The 12,753-nt window shown below is 59.8% G+C and carries 12 protein-coding genes; 7 read left to right on the forward strand and 5 right to left on the reverse strand.

All coding sequences use genetic code 11. The features are described from left to right. The first annotated feature begins 161 nt into the window (after positions 1 to 161). Together DP106_RS04400 and DP106_RS04405 are read left to right on the forward strand one after the other, a co-directional pair. The gene (locus DP106_RS04400) at positions 162 to 1,274 is read left to right on the forward strand and encodes an FIST signal transduction protein (RefSeq protein WP_120083656.1); all 1,113 of its coding nucleotides are present in this window, start codon (positions 162 to 164) and stop codon (positions 1,272 to 1,274) included. A gap of 15 nt (positions 1,275 to 1,289) precedes the next feature. Next, positions 1,290 to 3,656 (forward strand): PAS domain-containing sensor histidine kinase, encoded by a 2,367-nt coding sequence (locus DP106_RS04405; protein ID WP_120083657.1) that lies wholly within the window; start codon positions 1,290 to 1,292, stop codon positions 3,654 to 3,656. 19 nt (positions 3,657 to 3,675) lie between these two features. Here DP106_RS04405 and DP106_RS04410 read toward each other — a convergent pair whose 3' ends face one another. The 4 genes from DP106_RS04410 to DP106_RS04425 form a co-directional block, all read right to left on the reverse strand. Continuing rightward, a complete protein-coding gene (locus DP106_RS04410) occupies positions 3,676 to 4,857 on the reverse strand; it encodes a redox-regulated ATPase YchF (protein ID WP_120083659.1) in 1,182 nt (393 codons plus the stop codon). 60 nt (positions 4,858 to 4,917) lie between these two features. Then, the gene (locus DP106_RS04415; protein WP_120083660.1) at positions 4,918 to 5,118 is read right to left on the reverse strand and encodes a DUF5800 family protein; all 201 of its coding nucleotides are present in this window, start codon (positions 5,116 to 5,118) and stop codon (positions 4,918 to 4,920) included. Between the two features lie 244 nt (positions 5,119 to 5,362). Further along, complete coding sequence (locus tag DP106_RS04420; protein ID WP_120083661.1) at positions 5,363 to 6,424, reverse strand: glycosyltransferase family 4 protein; 1,062 nt, start codon at positions 6,422 to 6,424, stop codon at positions 5,363 to 5,365. Continuing rightward, entirely contained in the window at positions 6,421 to 7,293 is an 873-nt protein-coding gene (locus DP106_RS04425; protein WP_120083662.1) for an alkaline phosphatase family protein, read from the reverse strand. The genes DP106_RS04420 and DP106_RS04425 overlap by 4 nt, the downstream gene beginning before the upstream one ends. A 107-nt stretch (positions 7,294 to 7,400) precedes the next feature. Here DP106_RS04425 and DP106_RS04430 point away from each other — a divergent pair, with 107 nt between their 5' ends. Genes DP106_RS04430 through DP106_RS04450 form a run of 5 tightly spaced genes read left to right on the forward strand, consistent with a single transcriptional unit; the run spans position 7,401 to position 11,757 of the window. Next, on the forward strand, positions 7,401 to 9,353 hold the full coding sequence (locus DP106_RS04430; RefSeq protein ID WP_120083664.1) for an aldo/keto reductase: 1,953 nt from the start codon (positions 7,401 to 7,403) through the stop codon (positions 9,351 to 9,353). A gap of 48 nt (positions 9,354 to 9,401) precedes the next feature. After that, the gene (locus DP106_RS04435; RefSeq protein ID WP_120083666.1) at positions 9,402 to 9,782 is read left to right on the forward strand and encodes a DUF7475 family protein; all 381 of its coding nucleotides are present in this window, start codon (positions 9,402 to 9,404) and stop codon (positions 9,780 to 9,782) included. A gap of 7 nt (positions 9,783 to 9,789) precedes the next feature. Then, positions 9,790 to 10,596, forward strand: a complete 807-nt coding sequence (locus DP106_RS04440; protein ID WP_205738878.1) for a CDP-alcohol phosphatidyltransferase family protein — start codon at positions 9,790 to 9,792, stop codon at positions 10,594 to 10,596. A gap of 25 nt (positions 10,597 to 10,621) precedes the next feature. Next, positions 10,622 to 11,140 (forward strand): metal-dependent hydrolase, encoded by a 519-nt coding sequence (locus DP106_RS04445; protein WP_205738879.1) that lies wholly within the window; start codon positions 10,622 to 10,624, stop codon positions 11,138 to 11,140. Positions 11,141 to 11,190: 50 nt separating this feature from the next. Next, positions 11,191 to 11,757 carry a phosphatase PAP2 family protein gene (locus DP106_RS04450; RefSeq protein WP_120083667.1) on the forward strand — a complete coding sequence of 189 codons (567 nt, stop codon included), beginning with the start codon at positions 11,191 to 11,193 and terminating at the stop codon, positions 11,755 to 11,757. Here DP106_RS04450 and DP106_RS04455 read toward each other — a convergent pair. Next, positions 11,754 to 12,740: a zinc-dependent alcohol dehydrogenase gene (locus tag DP106_RS04455; RefSeq protein WP_120083668.1), complete on the reverse strand. Its 987-nt coding sequence runs from the start codon at positions 12,738 to 12,740 to the stop codon at positions 11,754 to 11,756. The genes DP106_RS04450 and DP106_RS04455 overlap by 4 nt on opposite strands. Positions 12,741 to 12,753: the final 13 nt, after the last annotated feature.

The raw sequence follows: 12,753 nt of genomic DNA on the forward strand, positions 1-12,753 counted from the left end.
CTCTCGTTTTGGCAAGCGGCCACCGAAAACGCGAAGGGTAGTTCACTCAACTGCATGAGTGTGGCATTGAGAGAGACCGCTTTCAGTAGATAGATATCACATAATAGTTACACGACAGTGCGACGGGCTGTTCAAAACGACTGATCGCGGGAGAAACTTATATGCAGTACGCTACGATTATAATCATGCACATAGAGTACTGCGCGACTGGTGAAGAACCATTTCGGTCGACGCTGGCTGAGTTTGATGCTGACCCGGATATCGAGGGGATATTTGCACTATCCGCGGCTAATGACGCACCTGCTCCACCTGCGATAGACGAGACATTAGCCGATCTTTCAACTCCGGTATTTGGCGGTATCTTCCCTGAGATTATCTTTGCGGGTGACACCAAAGAGCGAGGAGTCGTTGTCTTAGGACTGCATGTCGCCCCGGATGTTACCACGATTACGCCCAACGATGATACGATCGATCTTGAGAGTAGCCAGCGGGCAGCCGACGAGACAATGTTTGTGTTTGTTGATGCGTATGCTGAACAAAGTGAAACGTTTATAGATAAATTATTCAACGCCTATGGTGTCGGATATAATTATCTCGGTGGCGGGGCAGGGACACTGGATGATGATCGACAGCTGTGCTTGTTTACCAATGAGGGGTTGACGCATGATGCAGCCGTGGTTGCTCGCATTCCAGCGAAAAGCACAATTGGTGTCAGACACGGGTGGACCGAAATCGGTGGCCCGTTTGAGATTACTGCTGCTGATGGCCGTACTGTACATGCTATCGATAGACAGCCCGCGTATGAGGTTTATTCAGAGATTGTTGAACGTGAAACTGGAAAGTATATCGATAGAGAAAATTTCTTTGAGATTGCTAAGTCCCATCCGTTTGGCATAAGCCGACTTGGGGGAGAACAAATTGTTCGTGATCCGTTTGACGTTGCTGCGGATGGGTCACTCACCTGTTTTGGTGACCTGCCGGAGGGGGAGTTCGTCCACATTCTGGAAGGTAACGCTGAAACGTTAATCAACGCAGCTGACAGTGCTTACGACGCAGCAGCTGAGCGAGATCCGGCAGACACTGTGCTGTTTACATTTGACTGTATCTCCCGAGCACAGTATCTTGATGACACATTCAGTCAGGAGTTGGCCGCATTATCGAATAATCGTGATGCAGTCGGCGCGTTGACCATCGGTGAAGTTGCCAACGATGGCTCGGGACATTTAGATTACTATAACAAGACCGCTGTGGTCGGTGAAATCGCGGACATATAAGAGCAGAGTGATATCATGTCTGATCGTCAACAACAGATCCAAATCCTCTATGAGATCTCGCTGTCAATCGAGCCTCGTGAAACACTTGTCGAGACAGCTACCGAAGCACTTTCGGTCTATTTACAAAAATTAAACTGTTCGGTCGGCGGGGTTTATCAGGCGACTGACGACGGGTATGATCTGCTTGCACGGCGTCCTGCGTCAGGTGAGCGCGATGAGCTGTTCGTTGCTGGGGCTCAACGGCTTCACCAGTGTGCTGATGGGAATCACTCCGTCGAAAACCAGTTTCCGATCAGCGGATCAGTGGCACAAACGGGTGAATACTACCTGTTCGAGCTTCCGGGGTTTGGTATGCTACTTCTTGCCCAGCGAGGGAACGGACTTGATCAATCAATCATCAGCTCGCTTGCTCCACTCAATGAAAAGCTTGCGACCTCCTGTAAGACCATTGACTCTCAGAATAAACTCCGTGAGGAACGCAATCGGTTCCAAGCGGTTTTCAGTGCTATTCAGGAACCGGTTGCGAATCTTACTATTACCGACGACGGGGCCACCGTACACCGGGCAAATGAATCGTTTGTTAACACGTTTGGTTCCCCAGCAGAACACCAGACCGGCAGATTTGAACCGGTGCAGACCGCTGGAGAAGACAGCAACCTTGCTGACAAGCTAATCAGTGGTGAACCGATAGTCAAGGAGGTTCGCCGGGAGACAGTACACGGAACCGGTGACTTTCTACTGCGAGCGATACCTGTTTCAACCGGTGAAGCTACCGAGTACTTTTTAATGTATATTGATATAACATCTAAAAAGAATCGTCAACGTGAGTTGGAGTCATTTTATCAAGAAGTCACAGCATTGTTCGAATGCGAAGACCGGGCCTCAGTCTGTAAACAGACAGTTAACACCGCTGCAAAAGTTGTTGATCAAGCTGTTGCTGAGATACACGTTTACGATAGGGCAGCCGACGAACTGATTCCTATCGCAACAAGTGGAGAGACAATCAACTTCGAGAGTAGTAGTACAACGCTGTGGAAGACCTATACCCGCGAGCGGATGCAGGCAATTGAGAGGGCTGAGGCTAATCAAACGTCCGATATCACCGACGGAATGGCTTTTCCGATCACGGATCATGGCGTGCTGGTGGTAGGGCGAAAAAAGGCAGGCTCACTCACCGAAGCTGGTCGTCAATTTATTGAACTGTTAGCTACGCTCTCTGCGGTAGCGAATAATCGTGCCCGGCGAACGGATAACCTTGCGAAAATTCAACAGCTCACCGAAACAGCTGTGACAAGCGAGAGTCGGAACGATATGGTTGACCCGATTTTGCGTCAATTACCGGATTCGTTAAACTTTCCATTGACTGGTATTTGGGAGTATAACTCTGCACGGGATCAGCTTGATCCTATCGGACAAACTGATGCTGCTGAAAGGATCATTGGGACAGCACCTAGCTTTGCGGAAGGGGAAGGTATTGCATGGGAAGCATTTCAAACAGGCGAAACAATAGTTGTTAATGATGTTAATACCCATCCTGAGGTGTACAACAAGAGCAGCCCAATCAACTCAGAGGTGATAGCTCCACTTGGGGACTTTGGGCTGTTAGTGGCCGGATCAGTGCGTTCACAAGAGTTCACTGATATCGATCATGATATAATCACTACATTGGCCTCTAGCCTTGAGACTGCAACTCAGTTAGTTGATAATCGTAACGAGATTGATCTTCTTGATCAGGTGATCGGTCGTGTGCTTCGACACAATATCCGCAATGATCTTACTGTAATCAAAGGATACGCCCAGGCGTTAGCTGATGATGCCGATAAGACATCTCAGTTTGTAGATAATATCCTCACAAAGTGTGAAAGTCTTGAACGAACCGCAAACACTGCCCGTACAATGCGGGATGTGGTTAAAACTCGGAATGAGGCAAAGATCATCGACCTTGAAACCGCCGTCACAGATGCTGTCGAGCGGCTTCGTACCCGGTCACCACAGACAGAGATCAGCTTGAATCTGTCTACAACAGCCGACGTTGTTGGACACCCTAAACTTTCAGATGCGATCTATCATATGGTATCAAACAGCCTTGAGCATGCGGTCAATGATCCGCGGACAGGAGCAGACTGTATTCGGGTGCGAACAACAACGGTTGACGATGGTGTCCTGCTTGAGGTCTCAGACGATGGCCCAGGGATCCCACAGGAGGAGTTAGATGTTCTCACAAAGCACGAGGAGACAGCATTAGAGCATGGCAGTGGCGTTGGCCTGTGGCTTATTGAGCGAATCACACAGTATTCAGATGCAAGCATTGAGTTTGACACCGAGTCAGGCACAACTATTCAGCTGTGTCTCAACTCTGTACAAGAGTCCAACGGGATGTGAGTGATACCCCACCAACGCTTTAGTTCGCTGTACTGACGATCTTGATCACATCGCCGTCTTCGAGTTCGTAGCTATCTGAGATCCGGCGGTTCGTTTTCCCGTTGACAGCGTGGAGATACCCCTCGGCGATATCGGAGTGGATCTTGGCTGCGAGATCAGTCGGTGTCGAGCCCTCCGGCAGAAGGAAGGCATCAGGCAGGACGTTACCCTGTCCGTCGACCCACTTTGTCTCATTTTCAACCGGGTAGGTCGTAATATGATCAAGAAGGTCATAGACGGCCGCGTTGAGCGCGGTCTGGACGCCGGTGCCGCCGTGTTCGGCCATCACATCGCGGATCTGCTCAAGCCCGGCGGCCTGCTCGTCGCTGATGTCGCCGACGATCTCAAAGTCGCCGTCGCCGGGGGTGTAGTCGATGACGCCAGCCTCAACTGCCCGGCGAAGCGCGAGTTCGCCGTCGGCCGTCGCGGGGATGACGATCTCAGCGGCGTCTTGGAGTCGTTCGAGGGTTTTCTTGTCGGCGATATCGGCTTTGTTAGCGACGAGGATGATCGGCTTCGTTCGCGCGCGAACCGCCGCCGCGAGGGCTTCGGTGTCACCGTCGTCCCACTGGATCGGATCGTCGGGATAGTCGAGATCCCGCAGACAGGCCGCCACGTCAGCGGTCGTCGCACCGAAGCCAGTGAGCAGGTCGGTGAGCGCGTCGTTGATGTCAAAATCAGGCGAGCGGGATTTGCGTTCGACCGACTCCCAGTTGCGGTCGATGATCCCGGTCAGCCACTGATTCATCTCCTGTTCGATGAACTCGACGTCTTCGACGGGATCGTGACTCCCGGCTTCGACAGGTTCGCCCTCCTCATCGGTGCTACCGGAGGCGTCCAACACGTTGAGGATCGCGTCTGCGTTCGTCAACTCATCGAGAAACTGATTGCCGAGGCCGCGGCCCTCGTGGGCACCGGGAACGAGGCCGGCCACGTCGTAGAGCTCGATGGGGACGTAGCGGACTCCGTCGTGGCAGCGGTCGTTGTCGCACCGCTCAGCCAGTTCGAGACAGGGGCAGTCGGTGCGGGCCGTGGCGACGCCGCGGTTGGCGTCGATGGTGGTAAATGGGTAGTTGGCGACATCGACATCAGCGCGCGTGGCCGCCGTGTAGAACGTCGATTTGCCCGCATTGGGTTTCCCCGCGAGCGCAAGAGAGAGCATACCTCACATTCACCGACGGCTGGAAACTGTCTTTCGGTCTGTGTTGTTGCTAAGCGGCGATTACTCCTCAAGCAGATCGGCGATCTGCCGGGGTTCACCCGATAGCTCGGGAGCCTCCTCGACGATCTGGATCACCTCGTGGTCGGTGATATCGGGATAGGATTTCTGGATCGCATCCTCGATGAGCTCCTTCTCAAGACGGAACTCGGTGCCGTTGTAGACAACGTCGACGCCGGTTTCATCGAACGAAAGCGCGGTCATACACCGATACTCAGCCTCAAGCAGTAAAAACAATACGAGATCACGAGTCTACTGCCTGGTGGCATGAACAGTATACCGGCCGCGGAACGGTCGTCACATCAGAAGAAGCTCACAGTCACTCAAACATGCCGCTTACAACCGGCTCCAAGTTCGTTGCTATCGCCGTCACGTGTTGAACCGGCAGCCTACCATCGTTTCGCAGTTGAAGCGCGACCTCCAGTCACGACGAGACGGTGCGCTGTTCTTAGCTGTGTTCACCGTCGACAACCGAGTTAAGAAGCTCCCGAACCCTGTCGGTCGTCTCTCGCCAGTCGGGTTGGGACTCATACCGCTTGCGTGCAGCCAGCCCCATCGTCGCCAGCCGGTCGCGGTCGGCCGCCAGCGTCGTGATCGCGTCGGCGACAGCCGCCGCGTCGCCGGGCGCAACGAGAAACCCATTCTCCCCCTCGGTGACGATATCGGTCGCGCCGCCGGCCCGTGAGGCGACCGCCGGCAGCCCGAAGCCCATCCCTTCGAGATAGACGATCCCGTACCCCTCGTACTGGGAGGGAACGGCCAAAACGTGGTGATCACGGAACGCCGCGGCAAGCGCGTCGTCGTCGATGCCGCCGGTGAACGTAACACGCTCGTTTAGCCCGTGGTCGGCGACGCGGTTGCGACACCGTGAGACGTAGCCCTCGTCGACCGGTTTGCCGACAACGGTGAGCTCGGCGTCGCCGTCGGCAGCCGCCAGCCCGTCGATGAGCGTGTCGACGCCTTTCCGCGGCGTGATGTTGCCGACGAACAGCACGCGAAGCGGCCCCTCGTGGGCGCGCTCGGTGATCCGGTCGGCTGCGATGGCTGAACCGAACCGGTCGCCGGCCGGCGGCGCGATCACTGTTCGGTCGGCGGCGACGCCGAAATCGGTGACAACGTCGCGCGTGACGCTGCTGTTGCAGACGACGCCGTCAACACCCCGGAGATAGCAGCGTTCGACTGCCCGATACAGGGGTTGAAGCCGTCGGCTCTCACTCGCCCGGAGGTGATGAACAATGCTCACGATCGGTGCCGAAAGGTGGTGGTTCGTCCACGCCAGCGAGGGATGGGCGAGTTCGTCTTGCAGCAAGACATCGTAGTCGCCGGTGAGTCGCCGCCGCAGCCGGCGGGATAAGTTATCGAGCAGCCCGCGCGGATAGGATCGCCACGGCAGCTCGATGAGCTCGACGCTGTCGCCGGCTGCTCTGAGTTCCGCGATGAGCTGACGGTCGTAGTGAAAGCCGCCCGATTGGGTGTCGAGGTCGCCGTAGACGACAAAGCCAAGCTTCATTCGCGATATCCCAACGCCGCCAGCTGCTCACTTTCGGTGTCGTCGCCGTAAACCCGCGAGACAGGCAGCGATTCCGGCGGTTGCAGCGTCGGCGTTCGCGTCTGTCGGTCGGAGGCCGCTATCGTCGCCCACGGGACGGTGATGAGCGCGGGCACCGGCGTTTCCATCGGGTGGCCGTACAGCCCCCACTCGCCGAAGAGGTTGCCGTGATCGGCCGTGATAGCAACCCGACCGTCAACGTTCTCGCACAACGATTCGACCTCGTTGAGTACGTACGCAAGATTCGCCCTATAAGCGTCCCACACACGGTCGGCGCTGACCTGATTCTGCCGCAACGCGACCCACGGATTCCCTGTGTTGCTGTGGCTGCCAGCCCGTATCAGTCCGTCGTCGCCATCGAGCGGATCGGGGACGAAGGGGTGATGTGGCTGCATGTAGTGGGCAACGAGTCGCTCAGGGCGGCTTTCTCGGGTGTGTACGATAGCTCGATCCGTGATCGCATCCGGTGGAACCGTTCCGTGGTCGTCGTCCCACGCGTACTTCCAGACCTCATCGAGCGCGGCGAAGGAGTCCGCATCAAGATAGCGATCCGTCCACGTGTTTCCGGTCACCATGACCGTCCGCTCGGTTTCGGGGTGGCCGACAAAACTGTTCTGAAGCCACTCAGAGGAGGCACTGCCGACCGAGCGGAGCGAGCCGACTTCGGGGAGGAACTCGTAGTCGTCGGCGACCGCGGCGAGCAGGTCGGCCCGACAGCCGTCAAGAACCACCAACACGTCCCACGATCGCTCGAAGACGTTCGTCCCGTACGGCAGGCGACGGCCGACAGCCTGGATCGCCCGCAGATAGGCCGTCCCAAGCCGGCTCATTCCCGGTTCTATCACGGCTATCCTTCGGCCGAGACTGGCAAAACCCCATCGGCGATATCACAGCCCATCGCCGAGGGAATTTTACCCCTCGCCCGCGCGATAACAGTGTGCACTGTTTGTTCGTTGGCGCGGGCTCGATTGCGGCGTCGTACGCCGATGGCCTCGGTGACACGGCGCTCACGCTGGCTGGCGTCTGTGACCTCGACAGCGACCGCGCCGAATCCCTCGCCGCGGGCCACGACTGCCCTGCCTTCGCCGATCTCGACGCCGCCCTTGACACACTCGACGCACCGCTGGTCGTCAACCTGACGAGCCACGCGGCCCATGCCGCGATCACCCGCACTGCTCTTGAAGCCGGTCGCCACGTCTACTCGGAGAAACCGCTCGCACTCGATAGTGGGACGGCCGGTGAACTGGTCGAGATGGCCGTCGATCGAGATCTCGCGCTTGGCTGTGCACCGGCATCCGTGGACGGGCCGACACAACAGCGCGCCCGCCGCCTGCTCGGGGAGGGCCGACTCGGATCAGTCCAACTGGCCTACGCCCACGCCCACGTCGGCCGCGTCACCGATTGGCATGACCGCCCCGACTCCTTCCTCTCTATCGGGCCGCTGTACGACGGCGGAGTTTATCCGCTGTCACTGCTGGTCGCGTGGTTTGGCCCCGTCGATCGTGTCCGTGTCGCTGACAGCCTCGACACATGGCCGGCGGAGGAACCCAAACAGCCTGACGCCGACAGCCACGTTGAGGCGACGCTGGCGTTTCGAGATGGCCCGACGGTGCGGCTCACAGCGAGCTTTTATGCGCCACACCGCAGTCGAGAGTTCTACGGGCTGGAGCTCCACGGTGACGATGGCTCGCTGTTTCTCGACAATACCGGTCGGATGGCACCCGACGACGACGCTGTCCAGTACGGCGGGCTCGGCCGATCGTACACGACCGTCCCGCCGCAGTCGCCGACCAACTCACGACGGTATATCGACGCCGTCACCGACCTTGCGGCCAGCGTCACTGCCGGCGAGCCGGATCGCCGAACAGCGCGCCGCGGGGCCCATGTCGTCGCCGTCTGTAACGCCATCGAGACGGCGGCCGCCAAGGGTGGCCCGATCGACGTGGCAACCCACGGCGTCACGGACACCGATATGAGGGCGTTGACAGCGACAACACCCGACGAGAGTCGCATGTCGATGCCGCCGATCGGCGTCGGCTGTTCGCGTTACCGTGGCGACGAGTACGTCGACCGCAAAGCGTCGATCGCAACCGCGCTCGATGCGGGCTACCGCTTGCTCGATAGCGCGGAGCTGTACGGCAACGAGTTCCGGATCGGCGAGCTGCTGGCCGCGCCGGGGACACCGGATCGAGATCGGCTGACGATCCTTGGGAAAGTCTGGCGAACGAACCACCGACAGGAACATCTACTGGCAGCCTGCGAAGGGAGTCTCAACGAACTCGGAATCGACGCCTTCGACTGTTATATGCTCCACTGGCCGGAGGCATGGGCTCACCAGGGATCGCTGGATCGGCTGGCCCAGAAACCGGTCGACCGACAGGAGACACTGACCTTTCCGACCGACGGCGACGGTGAGATCAAGCCGGCGTCGGTCTCGCTCCCGGAGGCGTGGGCGAATCTTGAGCAGGTCGCCGAGCGGGGCTGGGCGGAGACACTCGGCGTCTGTAATGTCTCACAGTCACAGCTCAACACGATCCTCGACTCGGGAACGATCCCGCCGGCTGTCGTCCAGATCGAGCGACATCCCTACCAGCCGCGGTCTGAACTTGTCGAGTTCTGCCACAACAATGATATGACTGTCGTGGCTCACTCACCGCTGTCGGCTCCCGGCCTGCTTGAGGAGCCGGTGTTGGCTGAGCTTGGCGAGACATACGACCTCTCGCCGGCCGGCGTCGTGTTGGCGTGGAACGCGACCCGCGGTGTTGTGCCAATTCCGTCAAGCACGACCGACGAGCACATCGTCGCCAACGCAGCCGCGGTAGCAACACGGCTCAGCCCGGATGACTGTGCACGGATCGACGAACTCCGCGACCCCGCGTTCAGCCGGTAATCGTCACACAGGCGGTACGATTATGTGGATTCCGGCCGATATGATGCTATGAGCACAAACACCGGTGGCCTCTCGGTCGACACCGAACCGCTGGGCGGTCTCGCCTACGTCGGTATCATCGCCGCGGTCATCTCGGCGGTGATCCATCTCCGGCTCGGCGTCGGGTTCATCCAGTCGCCGCTCGGGATCAGCTTCATCCTTGCGGGGCTCGGCTTCCTCGGCGCGGTCGGTCTCGTTCTCGTCAACTACCGCCGCCGGACGGTCTATGCTGTCGGCATCCCGTTTACCGCGGTGCAGATCGGTATCTGGTACTATGTCAACTTCGCGGCCGGCGGCAAGGCGTTTCCGGCAGATATCGGCACCATCGGAGCGATCGACAAGGTTGCACAGCTCGTGTTGATTGTCGTCCTCATCGCGCTCCTTCGGTGAGGTAGTCGTGTCCACATGGTATCGGCGGACGGCGACAATCGAGGTCGGGCTCCGATTTGGGGTGCCGGCGGTCGCTGCGGGCTGTCTCGCCGTGTTGGTGTCAGCCGGGCTATCAACCACACCCGCGGTGTGGTCGCCGGTATCGCCGTGGGCGGTCGCTGCGGTGGTATGGGCCGGGCAGCTGTGGCATATCGGGCGGCAAACCGGGCGTGCCGAGCTCGGCGAGCGGCCGGTACGCTACCTCTTTGGGATCGCAAACACACTTTCACTGCTGCGGAGCGGCCTTTACAGTGTTGTCGCCGGGCTGGCTGTTGCTGCCCCGACCGCCATGGTCGTGTGGCTGCCCGGGCTGTGTTACGGCGTCGGAATCGTTCTCGACACGCTTGACGGAACGGTCGCCCGGACGGTCGGCCAAGAGACCGCCCTCGGCGAGCGGCTGGATATGGCTGTCGACACCGCCGGCTTCGTCGCTGCACCGGTTGTGGCTGTCTGCTGGGGGTTGTTGCCACCGTGGTATCTGCTACTGTCGGTGGCGCGGTATGCCTTTCTCGGGGCGGGGTGGCTCCGTCGCGCTCGCGATTTGCCGGTCTTCGAGCGGCCGGACAGTGACCTTGGAAAATACCTTGCAGGCGTCCAGATGGGCTTCCTGACGGCCGTGTTGCTGCCGGTGGTGCCGACCGGACTCGGCTGGCGGCTTGCACCGATTATCCTCGCCCCGTCGCTGGCGGTTTTCGGGCGGGATATTCTAGCGATCAACGGGTTGTATCCGCCGAACTGCGGCACAGACGCCGCTGGTCACAGCGACGACGCTTAAGCCGGCCGCTGTCGTACGCCAACCTGTGTTGTTTCCGACGCATCTGGTCGCCGCCGCCGGCATCGGTATCGGGAGTAGGCTCCGTGCCGCAGGATCTGGGGCGTCGACGGAACCCGCCTCCCAGCCCACGCTGTCTATCGGCTGGCTGGTCGTCGGGGCTGCGTTGCCGGATTTTATCGACAAACCGCTGGGAATGGCCGGCGTGACCGATCTCTTCCACTCACTCGGCCACAGCGCGCTGTTGTTGCCGGTGCTGATTGTGGTTGGCCTCGTCGGTCGGCAGGGGTTGGCACTCGCCGTCGGCTGGGGGTCGCATCTCCTGCTCGACGGGCTCCATGTTGTCATCAACGGCCGACCGAGCGACGCGCTGTTTCTCGGCTGGCCACTGGTGGTGCCGCCGACCCCGCCGGCGATCCCGCCGGGGGAGTTTGTCTGGGTCTATCTCGGCAGCCCGTCGTTCTATCTCGAAGTGCTGCTCTGGGTGGCCGTCGGCGTACTCGCCGCGTGGTCGCTGCGGCGCGGGGCCAGCAACACACCGAACTGAGTCGATGCCGCCGAGGCTTTGTCCGTTCGGCCCAACGATTCGGCACCCATATGACACAACTCATCGCCGAGATCGGCGCGCTCATTGTCAGTCTCGATCACCTCGCCGCCGACCTCCTCGTTTCGATCCGTGATCCCGCGATCACGAAGATCATGAACTCGGTAACCGGCCTCGGCTCGGCGACCGCAGCGGCCGTCATCGTCGGGCTGTTGTATTTGGCCGACCTCCACGAGGAGGTCGCAACATCGGTGCTTGCGCTTGGACTCACCGGGCCTGTTGTCCTGACGCTGATGGGTCTCGTCCAGCGACCGTTTCCGCCAAATCCGGTCTGTGTCACGAGCGGCGAAATGGTCGCCCACTCGTTTCCGTCCGGACATGCCGCCGGTGTCACCGTTTTCGCGCTTCTTGCTGTCCGCTCCGACCGGCTGCCACTTGCGCCGACAGCTGTGTTAGCTGTCCTGATCGCTGTCTCGCGGATGTATCTTGGAACCCATTATCTCTCAGACACCCTTGTCGGGGTCGCCATCGGGGCGGCCGCGTTTTTCATCGCAACGCGCCTGCTGGCCGGGCGCAGGCAGACGATCTTGAGCTATATGAAAGAAGGGAGGGCGGGTTAGTACGTAAGGACGACCTGTAACGCCGGCTCCGAGTGGTCGTCCAGCAGTTCGTAGGCGTCGGCTGCCTGCTCGAACGGGATTCGGTGGCTGATAAGTCGCTCACAATTAACCCGGTCAAGCCACTCAACTGCGGTGTCGAACCGGCGTTCGCGATCCCAGCGGCCACGCCGGGCGGGATCGATCGTACTCACCTGACTGGAGACGAGTTCGATCCGATCGCGGTGGAACGAGCCGCCAAGATCGATCGGCGCGCGCTTCTCGCCGTACCACGAGCCCACAACGACACGGCCGTCATAGCCGACGGCGTCGATGGCGTCGTTGAGCACCGCCGGCTCACCGGAGAGTTCGACGGCGAGATCACAGTCGCCCAGTTCGGCCGCGGCAGTCTCGGGCGTCACCGTTCGATCTGCGCCCATCGCGGTCGCCGCCTCTCGCCGGGCAGCAAGTGGTTCGACAACGACGAGCTCGTTGAGTGGGAACGCCGACAACAGCCGGGTCGTACAGAGACCGACAACACCGGCCCCGAACACGACGACCGACTCGCCGAGCCGCGGCTCGCTGTCGAGAACGAGGTTCGTCGCAGTTTCAACCGTCGGCAGGAGGCTGCCGTGGGCGGCCGAAACACCCTCAGGCAGCGTGATAAGATCGTCCGGGTCGGCCACAAAACGCGTCTGATGTGGGCGGAACGCAAACACCGACCGATCCAGCCAGCTGTCGGTCACGTCGCTGCCGACCTCGACGACGGTACCGGCGGCGGCATAGCCGTATCGCATCGGGTACTCGAAGGTGTCGTCGAAGGCCTCGATGCTCTCGTCGACCGGGAGGTCGGTCGGCATCTCATCGTGGTAGACGAGCAGCTCCGAGCCGGCACTGATCGCGGAGGCATCGGTCTCGACGACCACCTCAGTCGGGGCCGGATCGACGTTGACCGGACGATGGTCGACCGTCTCCGGGCCGGTGAAGTACAGCGCGGTCTCGCTCATCGGTAGGGTGGCG

It is taken from the genome of Halonotius pteroides, assembly GCF_003605635.1.
Classification (GTDB): domain Archaea; phylum Halobacteriota; class Halobacteria; order Halobacteriales; family Haloferacaceae; genus Halonotius; species Halonotius pteroides.